We start from the raw sequence: 18,486 nt of genomic DNA on the forward strand, positions 1-18,486 counted from the left end.
CGCGCCGGGTGTCATCCCATCAGACCCGCGAGGGCCGACAGATGTGACCGACTATCGGGGAGAAGACCATGTCCGCACCCATTCTGCTCACCGGCGGCACCGGCACGCTGGGCCGCCTCGTCCTACCGCTGCTGGACAAGGCCGGCCACTCCGTGCGGGTGCTGAGCCGCCACCGGCGCGAAGCCGGCGAGAACACCGAATACCTTGTCGGCGATCTGGCCACCGGCGCGGGCGTCGACGCCGCCGTGGCCGGGGTCTCCACCATCCTGCACTGCGCGGGCAGCGCCAAGGGCGACGAGCAGAAGGCCCGGACCCTGGTACGCGCGGCGCGTCAGGCCGGCGCACCGCACCTCGTCTTCATCTCGGTCGTCGGAGCCGACCGGGTGCCGGTGGTCAGCGCGGCCGACCGGGCGATGTTCGGCTACTTCGCGGCCAAGCGGGCGGCCGAGCAGGTCGTGGCCGGCTCGGGTCTGCCCTGGACCACGCTGCGGGCGACCCAGTTCCACGATCTGACCCTGCTGGCGGCCCGGCAACTGGCCCGGCTGCCGCTGGTCCCGGTGCCGGTCGGGGTCCGCTTCCAGCCGGTGGACGCCGGTGAGGTGGCGGCCCGGCTCGTCGAGCTGGCCCGGGGCGAGCCGGCCGGGCTGGTGCCGGACCTGGCCGGGCCGCACATCCACCCGATGGCCGACCTGGTCCGCGGTTACCTGCGGGCGACCGGCCGGCGGCGGCGGATCGTGGCGGTGCCGGCGGTCGGTGGGGCGTACCGGGCGATCCGGGCCGGTGCCAACCTCGCGCCGGACCGGGCCGTGGGCCTGCGTACGTGGGAGCAGTTCCTGGCCGACACCGTGCGCTGAGCGGGCGGGCCGTCAGCTGGACACGACGTTGCCCCGCTCGTCGACCACCACGTTGCTCCAGTACTCGTCCCACTTGTCGCCGACGTGCTCGGGCACCTTGCCCTCCGGGTAGCGCACGTAGCCCGCCGGGGGCTCCTGACCCTCGGGCACACAGTCCTGGCCGGTGGTCGTGCCCACGGCCTTGACGGGATAGTCGCCGGAGCCGCAGATCGCGTCCGCGAACGTGCAGCCGCCGGCCGACAGGGTGGTGGCGAGGATCAGGACCGTCAGTGTCTTTCGCATGCCCGTCAGTCTTTCCGGGTGCGGCCGCCCGGGAAATCCGTACGCGTACTCAGCTGAACTGACCGATGACCTCGCTCGCGAAGCGCAGCATCGGCTCGTGGTCGTACGCCACCCGGGGTACGTAGACGATCACGTAGTCGGCGCCGGCCTCGGCGATCCGTTCCAGGCGGCCGATCGTCTCGGCGACGGGCTCATCGAGCTTGAGCTCGAAGCCGGTCGACTTGATGATCCGGTCGTAGTCGCGGCCCAGGTCGTCGCAGTGCCGGCGCAGCACGCCGAGCTTGTGCCGGATGAGCTCCGGGTCGCCGCCGCCCACGTTGCAGGCGTCGGCGTACTGCGCGACCAGCTTGAGGGTGACCTTCTCGCCACCGCCGCCCAGCCAGAACGACGGGTGCGGCTTGCGGACGCCCTTGGGCTCGTTGATCGGCTGGTCGATCGAGTAGTGCCGGCCGGTGAAGACGGGCCGCTCCTCGGTCCACATCTTGTGCACGATCTCGACGGCCTCACGGAACTCGCCCATCCGCTGCGGCACCTCGCGCCACTGGTAGCCGTACGCCTTCCACTCGTGCTCGTACCAGCCGGCGCCGAGCCCGGCGTAGAGCCGGCCGTGGCTGGCGACGTCCACGGTGGAGGCGATCTTGGCGTAGAGCGAGGGCTGGCGGTAGCCGTTGCAGCCGACCATCTGGCCGATGTTGATCCGGCTGGTGTCGCGGGCCAGCGTCGAGGTGACCGTCCAGCACTCGAACGTCGTGTTGATGGTCGGCTCCGGCACGGTGTGGAAGTGGTCGTAGACCCACACCGAGTCCCACGGGCCGGCGTCGGCCGCTCTGGCCACCGCGGTCATCGCCTCGTACTGCTCGACCGGGTCGGCGATCTCGACCAGGTCCATCTTCCAGCCCTGCGGGACGAACACTCCGAAACGCACGCTCATACCGGCAACGTACCGGATCTTGGAGGCGGCTCAGCCGCGTCCCCGGCTCAGGTGGGCGACCGTCACGGCGAACTCGCTGCCGGCCGGGCAGTGCCCGGCGACCACCGGCACGTCGGCGCCGGTGCCCAGCTCGCGCAGGGTGGGCAGCATCGCCACGCGCAGGCCGAGGCGCAGGGCCGCCACCGTCAGAGCGCCCGCGCTGCTCAGGGCGCCGGGCATGGCCCGCAAGGTGGCGCCGTGGGCGGGCTCGCGCAGCCCGAACGCCCACCAGCCGGCCCCGGTGGTGGGACCGAGCACCGCGTCGAACTCGCTCAGCAGCTCGGCGGCGTCGGCCAGCAGAGCGGCGCTGAGCTGGGGCACCTGGGGCGCCAGGAGCAGCGCGCCGGTGCCCGGCTGATCGGCCCGGGGCGCGAAGGCGTAGGCGAGCGGTCCGATCTCGATCGGCCAGCCCGGCATCGCGCGCACGGCCCGCATCGTGTCGGCGGTGGCCGCGGCGGCGATCATCGCGGCCTGCACCGGGGTCCAGGGCCGGTCCAGCCGGGACGCCGGTCCGCACAGATCGGAGACCACCTGCACGCTGCACTGCCGCAGCACCGGGAGCCGGCGCGGCCGGCACGGGTGGACCCGGCCGCCGACGGGCCGCCGCCCGACCACCGACGTGTCCCGGGTCCGCCGGGACGGCCGGCCGGCGTACGGCGCACTAGGTCGAGTCATCACCCATCCATTCGACAGCCCCGGACGGCAGCGGACGCCGCGCCCATCTGCACAGTGGCGGACCGGGCCGGGAAGGTTGCCGCGTTCGGCCAACTTTCTTCAGCGAACGGATGCATTGACACGTCCCGATCGGTCGGCGAGGCTGGGCCCGCACCCCACCGGGCCGGTGGCGGGCGGGAGCCGTGGGCAGTTCCCGCCGTACCCCTCAAGACCCATGCCCTTTTCCCCGGGCCCTTTTCACACGGAGTGCTGAGCCCTCATGTCCTCTTCGCTACGAATCCGCATCCTGATCAGCGGTCTCGTCGGGATCGTCGTGGCCACCCTGGCCGCGGTCGTCCTCCCGGCCGGGCCCGCCGCCGCGCACGGCAACGTCACCGGGCCGGCGTCCCGCAACTACGGCTGCTACGAACGCTGGGGCAGCAAGTTCCAGGACCCGGCCATGGCCACCGCCGACCCGATGTGCTGGCAGGCCTGGCAGGCCGACCCGAACACCATGTGGAACTGGAACGGCCTCTTCCGCGAGGGCGTCGCCGGCAACCACCAGGCCGCCATCCCCGACGGTCAGCTGTGCAGCGGCGGGCGCACCCAGGGCGGCCGCTACAACTCGCTGGACGTCGTCGGTGACTGGACGCCCACCTCGGTCGGCAACAATTTCAACGTACGGCTGTTCGACGGGGCCAGCCACGGCGCCGACTACATCCGGGTGTACGTCACCAAGCCCGGTTTCAACCCGGTCACCACCGCACTGAAATGGTCCGACCTGGAGCTGGTCAGCCAGATCGGCAACACTCCGGCGGCCCGGTGGAACGCGGTCACCGGCGGCGTGCAGATCGACCTGCCGGTGGCACTGTCCGGGCGCACCGGGCGGGCCATGGTCTACACCATCTGGCAGGCGAGCCACGCGGACCAGTCGTACTACTTCTGCAGCGACGTGGCCTTCGGTGGCACCAGCACGCCGCCGCCGACCACCCCGCCGGCCAGCACCCCGCCCGTCTCCCCGTCGGCCACAGCGTCGCCCACCACCCCGGCCCCGCCGGCGACCGGCGCCTGCTCGGCCACGTACGCCGTGAGCTCCTCGTGGCAGGGCGGCTACCAGGGCGAGGTCAAGGTGACCGCCGGTACGGCGGCCGTCAAGGGCTGGACCGTCACGCTGGCGTACCCCGGGGCCCAGACGATCCAGCAGGGCTGGAATGCCACCGTCTCGGCCAGTGGCAGCACGGTGACCGCCACGAATGCCGGATACAACGGCGCATTGGCGGCCGGTGCGAGTACGACCTTCGGATTCATCGCCTCAGGGTCCAGTGCCGTCCCGTCGGCCACCTGTCGCGCCACAGTCTGAGCAATTCCTTAAGGCTCTTCCACCCAACCCGGAGGACAGTTACAGTTATCGATGGGAGCGCTCCCAACCCCATCCTCCCGTCCCCCTGGAGGTGACCCGGCAAGACCATTCACTGGCCCGGCTCCCGCACCGAACAGAACCGTCCGAAAAGCGAAACTGGACGGGGGATGAGGCGCCCTCCTCATCCCCCGTTTCGCGTTGTCCCCATGATTTCCTGATTGACGGCACGACGAAGGCCCGCGCCGGCGTCCCTTCCGCCGCGGGCCTTCGTGCTTGTCCGGCCGCAGTCCTCAGCCGGTGACCACCGGGTTCCACCCGTCGCTTCCGGCCAGGTACTTCTGGGCCGTGTAGTTGGCCGCGGCCGCGTCACTGAGCTGCGGCCGGTTGCTGTTCACCGTCGCGCCGGCGCCCGTGTTGCGGTATTCCGACAGCCGCGCGTCCCGCCACGAGAAGCCGCTCATGTCGGTCCACGGCTGGGCCGTACGGATGTGCGCGCCCAGCGACGAATTCCGGATCAGCACCTGCGGATCGGCCGAGGTGTCCCCGCCGGGATGCCAGGGCCGGCCGAGATACACCGTGCCGGCGGCCGCGTCACTCGTCAGCCGGGAATTGACGATCAATATGCCGTAGGGACGCGCACCCGGTGTCGCCGAGGCGGTCACATAGCCGTTGTTCGACTGATTGCGCGTCGACGAGAAGATCTCGCAGTTGTCGAGGACCGAGGTGCCGCTGCCGTAGATGAAATCGACGTCACCCTCGACATAGGTCTTGTAGAAGTACGCGCGTACCGCGCCGTGCACCAGCAGGGTGTCCTGATCACCGATCAGCCGCAGGTTGCGGAACTTCGCCCGGTCGGCCTTGACGTAGAGTGCGAGCGCCTGCGAGGCACCGTTGGCACTCTCGTTGTAGTCGTTGCGGACCGTCAGGTGGCGCATCTCGATGTCCTTGGCCCCGAGCAGCACCGTGGCGCTGCCCTCGGTCCCGTCGGTGTTCTGCGGCCGGCTGGCCGTGATGACGACGTCGGTGGCGACACCCGTGGCCCCGGTGAAGACGATGTTCGGCTTGTTCGACGGCACCACCACCCGGCCGGCGTAGGTGCCCTTCTTGATGGTGATCGTGGCGGTGCTCGAGTTGCCGGCCGGGACCAGGTCGACGGCGGCCTGCACGGTGCGCACCGTGCCGGAGCCGTCGGCCGCCACGGTGATCGCGAGAGCGGCCTGCGCACTCGTGACGCCGGCCAGGGTGCCGGTCAGGGTGGCCAGCCCGGCCAGGCCGGTCGCGAGCAGCTTGCGAGAGATCATGAAAGCTCCTGTCGGGGTGGACGCCGGAGTGCCCGGCCTCCCCGGGAGCGGGAGGCCGGGCCCGCACCGGGTCAGAGCGAGATGCGACCCGCGCCGGCGTTGCCGGTCACGATGGACTTCACACTGCTGGCGGCGTCGGCCGTGTAGCCGTACGGGATGGCCTTGACGCTGCCGCCGGTCTGGCCGGAGCCCGAGGAGACGAGCAGGTTGCCCCGGGCGACCAGCGTGCCCGGACCGGAGTCGCCCTCTCCCAGGTGGAACGGGTCCGAGACGCCCTCGAACGAGTTGTTCTCGACCAGCACGCCGGCACCCTCGGTCGAGGCCACGCCGTAGCCGCTGTTGTTGCGGTAGTAGTTGTTGTAGACGTGCACCGGGTTGCCGAAGCGCACCCGCGGGTGCCGCTGGGTCGACGCGTCGAACCAGTTGTGGTGGTAGGTCACCCGCAGGTGGCCGGTGTCCTGCGAGGCGTTGTCGTCACTGTGGCCCAGCAGCATCGACTTGTTGTGGTTGTAGACCCGGTTCCAGGACACCGTGACGAAGTCGGAGCCGCGCTTGATGTCGACCGCGCCGTCGTAGCCGTTGGTGAAGGTGTTGTGGTCGACCCAGATGTTGGTGGCCGAGGTCTGCACGTTGATCGCGTCGTCGTTCCAGTCCCGGAACGTGATGTTGCGGATGATCACGTTGCGATCGCCGTTGATGTTCAGGCCGCAGCCCGCGATCGTGGCGCCGGCATTGCCGATGATGGTCTTGTTGGACCGCACCCGCAGCATGCCGGAGCAGGAGATCGTCCCGGAGACGCGGATGACCGCGGCCGAGCTGGAGCCGACGGCCGTGGTCAGCGCCGAGGCGCTGGTCACCGTGGTGGTCGCGGCGCTGCCGCCGCCGGTGGTCCCGCCGTTCTGGGTGGCCCAGCCGACCAGGTCGGTGACGGCGGCCAGGGTGCTCGGCGGGGCGGCGGCCGCGGTGGTCTCCGCGGCGGAGGCGGCGCCGGTCATGGTGATCCCGGCGGTGACGAGGGCGAGAGCGGCTGCGCCGGCGGTTGAGCCGAGCACGAGCTGGCGCACGTTGCTGCGCATGGTTTCTCCTTGACGCTCGGTGAGGTGCCGCGCGATGGATCGCGGCGGGTGAGGAACGGATGAGGTGCCGTCCGGAACGGCACCAGCGGCCGCCGGCCGGATCGCCGGGGCGGCCCGCTGCTGCAGCTGTTACTGGCTCCCGCGCCCGCTTTGCCCTGAAGCAAGCGCTTACCTATACCACAACAACACAGACGGACGTCAATGTGAAGGCATCGGCGTTTGCAGGTTGTTTGCAGACATTCGGCTCAGTACACGTACGGCCAGCCCGCCGAGTCGTACCCGATCAGGTTGATGCCGAGCCGGGACGCGCCGTTGTCCGCGTAGTAGTGATAGACCAGCACGTCACTGTCGGTGTCGGTGAAGACGGCCTGGTGGCCCGGCCCGTGGATGCTGCCGTGCGAGGCCAGCATCTGGGTGCCGCCGCCGGCGGTCATGGCGGTGCCGTTGCGGTCCACGAAGGGCCCGGTGACGCTGGTGGACCGGCCGACCATGATCCGGTACGTGCTGGAAGCTCCCCGGCAGCAGTAGTCGAACGACACCCAGAGGTAGTAGTACGAGCCGTGCCGCACCAGGGTCGGCGCCTCGATCGGGCCGCCACCGCGACCGGCGAGGGACCGGATCGTGCTGTCCGACCGCTTGCCCGTCGAGGCGTTCAGGGCGACCTGCTTGATCCCGGACCAGAACGAGCCGAAGCTCAGCCACCACCGGCCCTGGGTGTCCACAGTGAGGTTGGGGTCGATCGCGTTGTAGTCGTTGCCGCTGTTCGACTCGATCACCAGGCCCTGGTTCGCCCACGACCCGGACGCCCCGGTGGTGCTGGTGGCCAGGAAGATCGCCGAACGGTTCGAGCCGAAGGTGGAGGCCGAGTAGTACAGGTAGTACCGGCCGTTGCGGTACGAGATGTCGGGCGCCCAGAGGTTGCGACTGCCCCCGGTGTACGCGGTCGTCCAGCTCGCCCCGTTCGGGAAGACGGCGCCCGCGTTGCGGAAGGCGGTCCGGTCCGAAGAGGTCTTGAGCTGGATGTTGTCCCCGGTGTACGCGGCGAGATAGCCACCCGCGGGTGTCTTGACGATCGACGGGTCGTGCGCCCCGATGTCGCCGGTCACGACACCCGGGTTCGGGTAGTCGGCCGCTTCCGCGGTGGCGACGCCGGTCAGCGCCAGCAGTGCACCGGTGAGCACACCCACCAGCAGGCCGCGCCGCCCGGTGCGGCGCATGCGGTTCTCCGGCATGGGACCTCCCTGATCGGACAATGACATCGATCGATGTCGTGCCGCAGTGTGAACGGTAACAAACCGCGTCGTCAAGGTGTCCCGGTTGTTTCCGGCAGATGAGGTCAGTCCGCCGCCGAACGCGCGCAGCGGCGCAACTCCTCGAGCACACACTGGGCCGGCGGGGTCGACTCGACCGACGTCTGCACCACGGCGTGGATCGAGCGCCGTACCGCCGGGGCGGTGACCGGCACCGCGACCAGGCCGGCCGGCAGGTTCGCGGCGCCGAGCCGCGGCAGCACCGTGACGCCGATGCCGGCCGCGACGAAGGCCAGGGCGGTCGGATAGTCGTGCGCCTCCACCCGGAACGGCGGGGTGAACCCGGCCGACCGGCAGGCGTCGACGAGGTTCTCCCGGCACCAGCCCCGGGCGAAGTCGTTGTCGATCCAGCGCTCCCCCGCCAGCCGGCTCAGCTCCACCGCGCCGGCGGCGGCCAGCGGGTGTCCGGGCGGCACGACCACCACGTACGGATCGTCCAGCAGGTGGTGCACGCGGGTGTCCCGGCTGCCCGCGAAGTCCGGCGGGGCCACCAGCAGCTGGATGTCGACGCGCTTGGCGGCACCGGCGGTGAAGTCGTCGCGCAGTTCCAGATCGAGCCGGATGTCCGGGAAGCGCCGCAGCAGCGTACGGGCCACGGCGGGCAGCCACGCGGCGCCGACCGACGGGAAGTAGGCCATGGACAGCGAACCGGTGCGCCCGTCGCGCAGGTCGGCCACGAAGGCCTCGACGTCGCCGAGCCGGCTCAGCGCCCCGTCGATCTGCTCGGCCAGCGCCAGCCCGACCGAGGTGGGCTCGATCCCCCGGCCGCTGCGGGCCAGCAGGACCAGGCCGGTCTCCCGCTGCAGGGCGGTGACGTGCTGACTCACCGCCGAGGGGGTGTAGCCGAGATTGGCCGCGGCGGCGTTGACCGAGCCGCTCGCCACCACGGCCCGGAAGATGCGCAGTCGGTGCAGGTCCAGCATGGGGGTCACCGTACAGCAGGGCTTAACGGTGCGGTAGGAACACTTGCTTGTGCTTAATCCGGTGGCCCGGCCAGATTGGGGTCATGCGCACTCCCAGCCTGCCCCTGCTCGCCACCGCCGTCACGATGATCCTGTGGGCCTCGGCCTTCATCGTCATCCGTTCCGTCGGCGGTCACTACACCCCGGGCGCGATGGCGCTGGGCCGGCTCGCCGCCGGCTCCGCGGCACTGAGCCTGGTCGCCGCGATGCGGCCCCGGCGCCTCCCCCACGGCCGTCCGCTGCTGCTGGTCATCGGGTACGGCGTGCTGTGGTTCGGCCTGTACGCGGTGGTGCTGAACGCGGCGGAACACCACCTCGACGCCGGCACGACGGCCCTGGTGGTGAACGTCGGCCCGATCCTGATCGCCGTGCTGGCCGGCGTCTACCTCAAGGAGGGCTTCCCCCGCGGCCTGGTCACCGGCCTGGTGATCGCCTTCACCGGTGTCGTCACGATCGCCGTCGCCACGTCAACCGGACGGCACGACGCGATCGGCGTCCTGCTCGCCCTCGGCGCCGCCGCCCTGTACGCCGCCGGAGTCCTGCTGCAGAAACAGGCCCTGCACGACGTCGACCCGTTCACCGCGACCTGGCTCGGCTGCCTGGCCGGCACCGTGGCCTGCCTGCCGTTCGCCGGAGACCTGCTCACCGAGCTCGGGGACGCACCGCGCAGCGCCACACTCGGCGTCGTCTACCTCGGCCTGTTCCCCACCGCGATCGCCTTCGCGACGTGGGCGTACGCGCTCAACCGGATGAGTGCGGGCGGGCTGAGCTCGTCGTCCTACCTGGTCCCCGGCATCGCCGTGCTGTTGTCCTGGCTGTTCCTCGGCGAGGTGCCCGCCCCGCTGGCGTTCCTCGGCGGCGCGCTGTGCCTGGCCGGCGTCGCGGTGACCCGGCTGCCACCGGCGACACTGTTGCACATTATTGGCAACAAGTCTGGACCGAGAGCCCGCCGGTAAGTACCGTGACGGACATGACTCATTACCTCGCCGAGGTGGCGGACGCGTGGCAGGAGAGCTGGGACCGGCAACAGGAGGCATACCTGCCGGACCGGGAACACCGGATCACGGCAATGCTCGACGCCGTCGAGGCGGTGACCCCGCACGACCGGCCCGAGGTCCTCGACCTGGCCGGCGGTACGGGCACCATCGCGCTGCGGACCCTCGCGCGCTTCCCGCAGGCGCGGGTCACCGTGGTGGATCAGGACCCCGTGCTGCTGGCCCTGGCCGAGGCATCCCTCGGCGGCCGGGCCCGGATCATCGCCGCGGACCTCGATCGGCCGTCCTGGGCCGAGGCGCTGCCGCACCGGCACTACGACGCTGTGCTGACCGCGACGGCGCTGCACTGGCTCACGCCGGACCGGCTCACCGTGCTCTACGCCGAGGTCCACGACGTGCTGCGCGCCGGTGGCGTCTTCGCCAACGCCGACCACATGCCCGACGAGGGGCTGCCGGAGCTGACGAAGCACCTGCTCACCAGGGCGGACAGCCGCCGCGAGGCGCGCTACCGGACCGGCGCGGCGCTGTCCTGGCGGGACTGGTGGACGCGCGTGGCAGCCGACCCGCGGCTGGCGCCGCTGCACGCCGAACGGGAGAAGATCTATCCCACCGCGCACGGCAGTTCGGAGTGGACCCCGCCGGCCGGCTGGCACCTGACGGCGCTGCGGACGGCGGGCTTCACCGAGGCCGGACTGCTCTGGCGCGGTGGTGCGGACGCCACGGTCACCGCCGTGGCGTGACGGCGCGGATCAGCCGCTGCGGCGGTTGCCGTACTGGCGGGGGCTCTGCACCGAGCCGCGGCCGACCGGCTGCTGACCCTTGCTGAAGACCTCGCCACCGCCGCCGCCGGAGCCCTTCTTGCCCTTGGCCCGGCGCTCGGCCCGGTTGGCGAAGACCTCGACCTCGGGCTCCTGCTCAGCGGACTCCCCGGCGTTGGCAGCGGACCCGGCACTCGACTCGGACATCGTGACTCCCTGAGCTGACGGCGGCCACGTGGATCGGCACCGACCCGGGCGACGCGGCGGCCGACCGCCAAACGGTATCGCAGAACCCCGCGGCACCGGCGCCCGATCCACCCCGCCGCGCGGGACGTCGTCAGGAGGCGCCGCCCGAGCGGATGCTCTCGCGGATCCAGCCGGCGATGTTGTCGGTGCGGGCGCTGCTCTCCACCGCGGTGTGCGGGCAGCTCGGGCCGTTGCTGACCACCGACACCAGGACCGGGCGGGCCTTGCCGCGCTCCAGGAAGAACGGGGCCCCGGAGTCGTACGGGCACGGCGTGGTGTCGGGCTGGGGAGCGTACCCCTGCAGGCCGGTCACGGAATCGCTCAGCGAGACCACCGTCATCTGCCCGGTCCGGAGCCGGGTCACCGGCGCCGGGCTCACGCTCGTGGTGGAGCCGTAGCCGGTGACCCGGACGACGGCGCCGATCTCCGGGGCCCGGTGCCCGACGCGCAGCGGCCGCACGTCACGGACCGGCTGCTCCAGCCGGGCCAGCGAGACGTCCGCGGTCGGTGACTGGATCACCGCGACGACTTTGAGCTCGTGGCCGCCGGTGCCGGTCAGATCCGTGCGGCCCACCGTCGCGGTGGTCAGGTCGGCGACCGGGTAGTTGACCCGTACGTTGTTGGCGTCCCGGAAGCAGTGCCCGGCGGTGATCACCCACTGCGGCGCGATGAGGGCGCCCGAGCAGGCGCTGTTACGGCGTCCGCCGCTCGCCGTGGGGATGCCGGTCATGGTCAGCTTGACCGAGAACCGGTACTTGCCGTCCGGCACCGGCTCGCCGTTGGCGATCGCCGTCGCGGCACCACCGGTGCTCAGCACCAGGCTCAGCGCGGCCACGGGAGCGAGCAGGGCACCGACAAAGATCGATTTCATCCGTCGCATCCGGCCAACCTAGCGGCCGGCTCGCCCCGGGTGAACCCCGCACGCGTACGGATGTCCGACAGCGCCCGTCCGCACCGGGCCGGCCGGTGCGTCCGTGCAATGTCGACTCAGCGGGTGGAGGCGGTGCGCAGCGACAGGGCCTGGAGGAAGACCGCGCCGATCTGGGCCGGGTCCTCGGCGACGAAGACACCCCCGCCGGTCACCTGGGTGATCCGCTCCAGCGGCGCCTCGTCCACCGCGTCGCCGACCCCGACCACGATGACCTGGACCGGCTTGTCCGTGCTCTTCGCCTCGTCCAGCTGGGTGAGCAGCTGCTCCAGCTTGATGTCGCCGGCCTTCTGCCCCGCGTCGGCGCCGTCGGTCATCACCAGCACGGAGTTGACCCGGCCGGCCTGCCAGCCCTTCTGCACCTCGCGGTAGCCGTCGAGGATCGTGCGGTAGAGCCCGGCGTCGCCACCGGCGGGCTTGATGCCGGTCAGCGCCGCGGTGACGTCGTCACGGTTGTCGGTCAGGGGCCCGATCGGCTCCAGTTCACGGTGGTTGCCGGGGCCCGCGCCGGCGGCGAACAGCCAGAGCCCGACCTGCCAGTCGTCGCTGAACAGACCCAGGCCGCTGCGGGCGGCCGCCAGAGTCACCTGCATCCGGCTGGCGTTGCGGGCGGTGGGCACCGGGGTACGCATGCTGTCCGAGGCGTCCACGATGGCCAGTATCCGGGCCGGCGCCACCACGGCCGACCAGCCGGCCAGCGCCCGGTCGATGGTCGCGCCGTCCGTGGTCGAGGCCGCGGCCTCACCGCTGCCGGCCGCCGGGGACGGCCCGATCCGCTTGGGCGCGCCGTCCGGGCTGACGAAACCGCCCGGAGTGCCGCCGTCCGGCAGGCGCAGGCCCGCCACAGCGAGGGCGTCCCGGAAGCCGGAGCTCTTGCTCAGGGTCTCGTAGAGCTGGTGCGCGGCCTCGGCCTGGGACTGGTCCAGCTCCGGCAGGACCGTGAACGGATAGTCCAGCGGCGCCGCCGCCGGATCGAGATAGAGCGCGGTGAGGTTGACCGGCGGCTTACCGGCGTTGTACGTGACGACGTCACTCTCCGACATGGCGGCCAGCCCCAGCCCGCCGGCCAGCGAGCCCTCGTCGTCGCCCTGGGGCAGCTGGGCCATCAGGTCGTCGCGCAGCACCGAGGTGTCGGTCGCCAGCGCGCGGAGCAGGCCGTTGGAGGTGCCCGGCCGGCGCTGGTCCAGGGTCGACGCGGTGCTGCTCAGCACCAGCAGGCCGGACAGCGCGGCAGCGTCACGGGCCGGGTCGACCGTGCCGGCCCGGAAGTTGGTGCTGGTGGTGATCTGGGCGACCAGGTCGGCATAGCTGAGCTTCTTGCCCGGCCAGCCGAGGCCCTTGGCCACCGGCTCCGGCATCGCCATGACGACCGGGCTCATCGCGAGCGAGCCCTCCTCGGTGAAGGCGAACCGCGGCGCGGCCGCGCGCAGCCGCTGCAACCAGATGCGCGAGTCGGCGATCCAGACGTCCGGCGGGGTCACGCCGGCCCGCGGCGCTCCGGCGCCGGTGAGCGAGACCTTCTGCTTGGCGCCGAGCACGGCGGCGACGTCGGCCGGATCCGCGGCGCGGACGTCGACGACCACACAGGTCCCCTCGACGTCGGCCTTACCGGCGACCCAGCTCGCCGCGGACTGCTGCACAGCGGCGGCGATCTCGGGCGCGGCGGACACGGACAACCGCACCTGGCCGCTGCACTCCCCGCCCCCGAGCTGGCCCACGGCGATCCGCGCACCGGCCACCACCGCCACGACAGCCAGGATGGTGAGCACGGCTGTACCCGCGCGGAGTCGCAAACGTCGTCGATGGCGGCCTGTCACGTAGCCATCATCGACAAGAACACCTTCTGCCGCTAGGCCTGGATGGCACGGATATGGCCGAGACAATCCGTTTAAGGGGGCAAGGCGGTCCGGAAAACGAGGGCGGCGCGGCATATGTGGCTTATGAAAGGGCGTCTGAGACAGCAACAGGACGAGTGAGAACGATCAGTACGATCACGGCCATGCTGCGCAGCGACCACGCCCTGGCCCGTACCGTCGACGCGTACCGGACGGCCGAGTTCGCCACCCTGGCGCCCGACGGCACCCCGATCGCCTGGCCCACCGCCATCCTGCGCGGCGACGACGGCACCCTGCTGGTGACCACGTCACTGGCCTTCCCGCGGAAGGCACTGAACGTGCGCCGCGACGGCCGGGTCGCGCTGCTGCTCTCGGACCCGACCGGCAGCGGCCTGCCGGACCCGCCGCAGATCCTGATCCGCGGCACGGCAACCTGCCCCGAGAAGATCCACACGGTCCCGGAGGGTGAACTGGGCCGGCTGTGGGAGTCGCTGTTCGAAAGACAGCCGGCCGCACGCGCCTATCTGAACGTGGCGGCCCGCCGGTTCACCGACTGGTACTTCATGCGGCTGCTGATCACGGTGACCCCGACGAAGATCACGACGGCACCCCGCCCGGCGCCCGGGCCGGGCATCACCGACGGCCCACTGCCGGGGGCCCACGCGCTGCAGGGGTACGGCACTGCGGTGCTCGCCGCGACGGACAGCGAGGGGGCGCCGGTGCTGCGCCGAACCACGATCACCAGCACGGCGGACGGGTACGGGGTCGAGCTGGACGAGGACGCGGGGGTGGCGGCGGGCCCGGCGAGCCTGCTGGTGCACCGGCACGACGAGAAACTGGCTGCGCTGCACAATGCGGTGGTCCGGGGGCGGTTGGCGCGTACCGGGGTGGGGTGGGTGCTGACCCCGGAGAAAGCGATCGAGCCGATGGGGCGAGGGCCCCGCGACATGGTCCGGACGGTGCGGAACTGCCGGGCCGCGACCAAGCGCTACCTGGACCGGCGTGGATTGGCGCGGCCGGTCATCCCGTGGGCGGAGTACCGGGAGCTGGCCGGTAAGCGCTGAGGACGCGTACGGCGTCGGCGTAGCGGTGGAACCGGGCGTCGCTCCGCCGGCCCTGCTCGGCCAGGGTCAGGGCGATCCCCCGCACCGAGGGAAGCGCGGTGACGATCTCCCGCACGTTGTCCGGGGTGAAGTCCAGCCCGACGACGATGGGACGCTCGCGGCCCAGCTCGTCGAGGTCCGCGATCTGGAACTCCTCCTCGTACTCCGGGGCCCGGTCGCGCAGGAACCTCCACGAGTCGCGGTACTCGGGCAGCACGTCGACGTGGAACAGGACCGCGTTGAGGTCCGGCTCGCCGGCGTAGGCGCTGAAGACCCAGCCCGGGTCGTCGTCGTGGGCGATCTCGATGCCGCCGTACACGATGCCGACCCCGGCACCGGCCAGCGCTTCGCGGACCTCGGGCGGCGGGATCGCTCCGGTGATCGGCTGAACCATGCCGGCGCGGGTCGCCGCGACGCTGCGCAGGACGCGCGCGGGATCCTTGCCGAGCTCCATCGCCGTGACGAGGGTGGCCCGCTGCAACGCCCGGCCGATGACTGCGGCCTGCTCGACGGTCACCGTGCGGTCGTCGTAGAAGCGGGGATCCGCGGTCAGGGACACGCCGACAAGGTCCGCACCGAGCGCCTCGAGACCCGCCGCCTCCGCCGCCGAACGCACCCGGTCGACCTTGATCAGCTTATTCGTCATAGCGAATCACGTTCCCGCCCAGCTCGTCAGCGCCCCGGAAGTCGCTGGGGATGACCCACGTCTTGCCGGCCGTACTCGTCGAGATCTTCCAGTATGGCGAGCCCTCCGGCGTGTGCCGGCCGCCGCCCGGGTGCACCTGAATGTTGGTGATCTCGGGATGGTTCTGGATGCGTACCTGCACGGCCTGGCCGGACGTGCCCTTCTTGTGGCTCTGCTCGACCGTCGCGGGATATCCGGCGGCGCTGAACTGGTCGGCGATGTCCTGCGCGGAGCGCCCGGACACCGATCTCGGATCCCGGGTGATGTTGTCGACGAACGACTGCGCGACCCTCGTGTCCGGGCCGGCCGATGCCAGGGTGGCCGGTTCGTCTCCGGTCCGGGTGCCGCCGGCGCCGCCGCTCGGGCGGCCCAGCTGCGCCTCTGCCGAGACCGTCTCCTGGGCCGCGGCGATGCTCTCGTTCCCGCCCCCGTGCGGACGCCCCGGCCGCCCACCGGGCGGCGAACCGTCACCGCCGTCCCGGCCCCCTCCCCCGCGCGCCACGCCGTGCCACCTACCCCTGCACCAGGCGGGTCAGGTTGGTCAGGCTGGTCACCAGGGCGGTGGTGTAGCTCAGGATGCGGCCGGCCCACTTGACCACCGCGGCGGTGATCTGGGCGGCGATCACCGGGATGGTCACCACGAAGATGGCTTCGGCCGCCCACACGATGACCCGGGCGACCAGGTCCGCGATCAGGTCCCGGACGATGTCGCGGGTGAAGCGGACCAGGTTGCCCGCTGCTACGGTCGCCGCCGCCATTGCGGCGGCCACCGCGCTCAGTCCGCCGACGGCGGCCACGTTGTGGCCCATCATGCCCGCGTACGCGGTGGCGGCCCGGCCGTTCCAGTCGGGCAGATCGCTCGTGAGGTACGAGCTGAGCTCCTCCGCCGTGTCGTTCAGCTCGGCCGCGATGTTGTCCCAGGTGGCGGCATGCGCGGCGACCACGTCCGGCATGCCGGCGAGCTGGTCGAGCATGTGCTGCAGCGGCTCGAAGTACTCCATCGCCCAGCCCAGGCCGTTGGCGAGCAGCGCGCTGAACGGGTCGATCGCGGTGGCCACCACCTCGGTCCCGAAGGCCGCGCCGGCGAGCAGGTCGTCGACCCAGCCCTCGCTCTTGATCGCGGCGACCAGGCCTTCGAAGTTCTCCGCCAGGGACATCCCGGTCCACGGCTGACGGGTCGAGGACACGTCGGCGACCAGTGAGTGGTCACTCATCGTCCCGGCCGTTCGCCGGCCTTGCGGACCGTCTCGGCGGCGCCCGCGTCGGTGTCCTCGTAGGCCGCGGCGACCTCGGTAAGCGCGTCGGCGGCCAGTGCGAGGTTCTCCGTCACGTACCCGACCAGGCTGTCCTGCCGCTGGTGGCGCCCTTCCAGCACCGGGGGCAGCCAGCCGCAGAGCAACCCGTACGCCGCGCCGTCCTGGGCGATGGCGGCGCTGGCGGATCTGACCGCGTCGAACCGGGCGCGCACCGCTTCCAGGTGGGCGATGTGCCGGCGGAGCTGGGCCGCGTCGACGGTGAGCTCGTCGGTCACGGCGTGCTCAGCCGTTCGCCGATCTGGGCGGCGATCGCCTGGGCGGCCGGCGATTCCGTGCCGATGGTTTCCGCGACGATCTCCTGGGCCCGGCCGGCGATCCGGCCCTTGGCCGCCCGGATCGTGGTCATGATCGCGTCGGCGACCCGTTCCGGTTCCAGCTGCTGGATCCCCCGGCCCAGCCGCAGGTCCACCAGGGCGCCCTGGGCGTCGACGGTCACCTCCACCGTTCCGCTGTCGTCGGTGGCGGTGACCCGGAGCCGGTCGAGCTGCACGCTCATCGCCCTGGTGTCGGTGGCCAGCCGGTCGATCCGGTCCTTCCAGGCCGCCAGCCGGTCCAGTGCCGCACCAGGTTCCAGAATGGGATCGCTGTCCCACGCCTCGGCGTTCATGAGCACTCCCGTGTCGACCTGTGTCGATGGGTCACGGTAGCGATCCGGTGCCACGTCGGCGTATCCGGGAAACGCCACTTATCGGGGGATTGCCGGGCATAGGCTTCTCGTGTTTCGCGTCGGACGGGGTTTTGTCGCACCGAGAGGGCCGGTTGATGCTGGGGAGACGGGCGCTCGTCGCCGGGCTGCTGGTGCTGGCGGTTTCCGGGTGTGGTGGGGACGGCGGGGACGACATCGCCGCCGCGCCGGATCGGGGTGTCGTCGGTATCGCCATGCCGACCAAGAAGAGTGAGCGGTGGATCGCCGACGGGGACAACCTCGCCCGCCAGTTCACGCTGCTCGGTTACCGGCCCGACGTGCAGTACGCCGAGGACGACGTCAAGGCCCAGGTCGCGCAGCTGGAGACGATGGTCGCGCGGGGTGACAAGGCGCTGGTCATCGCCGCCATCGACGGCACCGCGCTCAAGGACGTGCTGGGTCGGGCCGCGGCCGCGAAGATCCCGGTGATCGCCTACGACCGGCTGATCCGGGACAGCGCCGACCTGAGCTACTACGCGACCTTCGACAACTTCAAGGTCGGGGTGTTGCAGGGCACCGCGGTCCTCGACGGGCTCAAGGGCAAGGGGCCGTTCAACGTCGAGCTGTTCGCCGGCTCCGCGGACGACAACAACGCCACGTTCTTCTTCAACGGCGCCATGAGTGTGCTGCGGCCGCAGATCGACTCCGGCCGGCTGGTGGTACGCAGCGGCGAGACCGCTTTCGCCAAGGTTGCCACGCTGCGCTGGGACGGTGCGGTCGCCAAGAAGCGGATGGCCCGGTTGCTGGCCGAGCACTACCGGTCCGCGCGTGTCGATGCCGTGCTCTCGCCGTACGACGGGCTCAGTCGGGGCATTCTCGACGCGCTCGGGGCCGCGGGGTACGGCGGTGCGAAGAAGGTGCCCGTCATCACCGGGCAGGACGCCGAGCTCGACTCCGTGAAGCTGATCGCCGCCGGCAAGCAGACCGAGACCGTCTACAAGGACACCCGGGAGCTGGCCAAGGTGACCGTGCAGATGACCAACTCGCTGCTGACCGGCGGGCGCCCCGAGGTCAACGACACCGAGCAGTACAACAACGGGGTCAAGGTGATCCCCACCTTCCTGCTGCAGCCGGTCGACGTCGACAAGTCCAACTACCGGCGCGTCCTGGTCGACAGCGGTTACTACACCGCCGCCGAGGTCACCGCCTGATGCCGCAGCACCCGC

Annotated in this window: 21 protein-coding genes; 6 read left to right on the forward strand and 15 right to left on the reverse strand. The window is 71.4% G+C overall.

The window, feature by feature from the left end; translation table 11 throughout:
- Nucleotides 1–68 precede the first annotated feature (68 nt).
- A complete protein-coding gene (locus AB0C12_RS01845) occupies nt 69–854 on the forward strand; it encodes an NAD(P)-binding oxidoreductase (RefSeq protein ID WP_360543082.1) in 786 nt (261 codons plus the stop codon).
- Nucleotides 855–866: 12 nt separating this feature from the next.
- Here the strand turns inward: AB0C12_RS01845 and AB0C12_RS01850 are convergent, their stop codons facing one another.
- The 3 genes from AB0C12_RS01850 to AB0C12_RS01860 are packed head-to-tail and all read right to left on the reverse strand — an operon-like array spanning nt 867 to nt 2,781.
- A complete protein-coding gene (locus tag AB0C12_RS01850) occupies nt 867–1,136 on the reverse strand; it encodes a hypothetical protein (RefSeq protein ID WP_360543083.1) in 270 nt (89 codons plus the stop codon).
- Nucleotides 1,137–1,185: 49 nt separating this feature from the next.
- Nucleotides 1,186–2,067, reverse strand: coding sequence for an LLM class F420-dependent oxidoreductase (locus tag AB0C12_RS01855; protein WP_360543085.1), 882 nt, complete (start codon nt 2,065–2,067; stop codon nt 1,186–1,188).
- A gap of 30 nt (nt 2,068–2,097) precedes the next feature.
- Nucleotides 2,098–2,781: a DUF2064 domain-containing protein gene (locus AB0C12_RS01860; protein ID WP_360543087.1), complete on the reverse strand. Its 684-nt coding sequence runs from the start codon at nt 2,779–2,781 to the stop codon at nt 2,098–2,100.
- A 259-nt stretch (nt 2,782–3,040) separates the two neighbouring features.
- Here AB0C12_RS01860 and AB0C12_RS01865 point away from each other — a divergent pair, with 259 nt between their 5' ends.
- On the forward strand, nt 3,041–4,120 hold the full coding sequence (locus tag AB0C12_RS01865; RefSeq protein ID WP_360543089.1) for a lytic polysaccharide monooxygenase: 1,080 nt from the start codon (nt 3,041–3,043) through the stop codon (nt 4,118–4,120).
- Between the two features lie 290 nt (nt 4,121–4,410).
- Here the strand turns inward: AB0C12_RS01865 and AB0C12_RS01870 are convergent, their stop codons facing one another.
- The 4 genes from AB0C12_RS01870 to AB0C12_RS01885 all read right to left on the reverse strand — a co-directional run bounded on the left by AB0C12_RS01870 (nt 4,411) and on the right by AB0C12_RS01885 (nt 8,730).
- Complete coding sequence (locus tag AB0C12_RS01870; protein WP_360543091.1) at nt 4,411–5,421, reverse strand: pectinesterase family protein; 1,011 nt, start codon at nt 5,419–5,421, stop codon at nt 4,411–4,413.
- 71 nt (nt 5,422–5,492) lie between these two features.
- The gene (locus tag AB0C12_RS01875) at nt 5,493–6,497 is read right to left on the reverse strand and encodes a right-handed parallel beta-helix repeat-containing protein (protein WP_360543093.1); all 1,005 of its coding nucleotides are present in this window, start codon (nt 6,495–6,497) and stop codon (nt 5,493–5,495) included.
- A gap of 245 nt (nt 6,498–6,742) precedes the next feature.
- Entirely contained in the window at nt 6,743–7,729 is a 987-nt protein-coding gene (locus AB0C12_RS01880; protein WP_360543094.1) for an arabinan endo-1,5-alpha-L-arabinosidase, read from the reverse strand.
- Nucleotides 7,730–7,833: 104 nt separating this feature from the next.
- The gene (locus AB0C12_RS01885) at nt 7,834–8,730 is read right to left on the reverse strand and encodes a LysR family transcriptional regulator (RefSeq protein ID WP_360543096.1); all 897 of its coding nucleotides are present in this window, start codon (nt 8,728–8,730) and stop codon (nt 7,834–7,836) included.
- Nucleotides 8,731–8,813: 83 nt separating this feature from the next.
- Here AB0C12_RS01885 and AB0C12_RS01890 point away from each other — a divergent pair, with 83 nt between their 5' ends.
- On the forward strand, nt 8,814–9,725 hold the full coding sequence (locus AB0C12_RS01890) for a DMT family transporter (protein ID WP_360543098.1): 912 nt from the start codon (nt 8,814–8,816) through the stop codon (nt 9,723–9,725).
- 14 nt (nt 9,726–9,739) lie between these two features.
- Nucleotides 9,740–10,504, forward strand: a complete 765-nt coding sequence (locus tag AB0C12_RS01895) for a class I SAM-dependent methyltransferase (protein WP_360543100.1) — start codon at nt 9,740–9,742, stop codon at nt 10,502–10,504.
- A gap of 9 nt (nt 10,505–10,513) precedes the next feature.
- Here the strand turns inward: AB0C12_RS01895 and AB0C12_RS01900 are convergent, their stop codons facing one another.
- From AB0C12_RS01900 to AB0C12_RS01910, 3 genes are all read right to left on the reverse strand, one after another.
- On the reverse strand, nt 10,514–10,729 hold the full coding sequence (locus AB0C12_RS01900; RefSeq protein ID WP_360543102.1) for a hypothetical protein: 216 nt from the start codon (nt 10,727–10,729) through the stop codon (nt 10,514–10,516).
- A gap of 130 nt (nt 10,730–10,859) precedes the next feature.
- Nucleotides 10,860–11,639, reverse strand: coding sequence for a trypsin-like serine protease (locus tag AB0C12_RS01905; protein ID WP_360543104.1), 780 nt, complete (start codon nt 11,637–11,639; stop codon nt 10,860–10,862).
- A gap of 116 nt (nt 11,640–11,755) precedes the next feature.
- Nucleotides 11,756–13,465 (reverse strand): substrate-binding domain-containing protein, encoded by a 1,710-nt coding sequence (locus tag AB0C12_RS01910; protein WP_360543106.1) that lies wholly within the window; start codon nt 13,463–13,465, stop codon nt 11,756–11,758.
- Between the two features lie 230 nt (nt 13,466–13,695).
- Between AB0C12_RS01910 and AB0C12_RS01915 the strand changes: the two genes are divergently transcribed.
- Nucleotides 13,696–14,595 carry a pyridoxamine 5'-phosphate oxidase family protein gene (locus tag AB0C12_RS01915; protein WP_360543108.1) on the forward strand — a complete coding sequence of 300 codons (900 nt, stop codon included), beginning with the start codon at nt 13,696–13,698 and terminating at the stop codon, nt 14,593–14,595.
- Here the strand turns inward: AB0C12_RS01915 and AB0C12_RS01920 are convergent.
- From AB0C12_RS01920 to AB0C12_RS01940, 5 genes are read right to left on the reverse strand one after another with little or no spacing between them, the layout of a single operon-like run.
- Nucleotides 14,552–15,280, reverse strand: a complete 729-nt coding sequence (locus AB0C12_RS01920; protein ID WP_360543110.1) for a hypothetical protein — start codon at nt 15,278–15,280, stop codon at nt 14,552–14,554. The two genes, AB0C12_RS01915 and AB0C12_RS01920, sit on opposite strands and share 44 nt — an antisense overlap.
- Nucleotides 15,270–15,821, reverse strand: coding sequence for a hypothetical protein (locus tag AB0C12_RS01925; RefSeq protein WP_360543112.1), 552 nt, complete (start codon nt 15,819–15,821; stop codon nt 15,270–15,272). The genes AB0C12_RS01920 and AB0C12_RS01925 overlap by 11 nt, the downstream gene beginning before the upstream one ends.
- A 10-nt stretch (nt 15,822–15,831) precedes the next feature.
- On the reverse strand, nt 15,832–16,533 hold the full coding sequence (locus tag AB0C12_RS01930; protein ID WP_360543114.1) for a hypothetical protein: 702 nt from the start codon (nt 16,531–16,533) through the stop codon (nt 15,832–15,834).
- Entirely contained in the window at nt 16,530–16,850 is a 321-nt protein-coding gene (locus AB0C12_RS01935) for a type VII secretion target (RefSeq protein ID WP_360543116.1), read from the reverse strand. Before AB0C12_RS01935 ends, AB0C12_RS01930 begins: the two co-directional genes overlap by 4 nt.
- Entirely contained in the window at nt 16,847–17,242 is a 396-nt protein-coding gene (locus AB0C12_RS01940; RefSeq protein ID WP_360543118.1) for a YbaB/EbfC family nucleoid-associated protein, read from the reverse strand. The genes AB0C12_RS01935 and AB0C12_RS01940 overlap by 4 nt, the downstream gene beginning before the upstream one ends.
- A gap of 155 nt (nt 17,243–17,397) precedes the next feature.
- Between AB0C12_RS01940 and chvE the strand changes: the two genes are divergently transcribed.
- Nucleotides 17,398–18,471 (forward strand): multiple monosaccharide ABC transporter substrate-binding protein, encoded by a 1,074-nt coding sequence (gene chvE, locus AB0C12_RS01945; protein ID WP_360543120.1) that lies wholly within the window; start codon nt 17,398–17,400, stop codon nt 18,469–18,471.
- Nucleotides 18,472–18,486: the final 15 nt, after the last annotated feature.

Source organism: Actinoplanes sp. NPDC048967, assembly GCF_040649415.1.
Classification (GTDB): domain Bacteria; phylum Actinomycetota; class Actinomycetes; order Mycobacteriales; family Micromonosporaceae; genus Actinoplanes.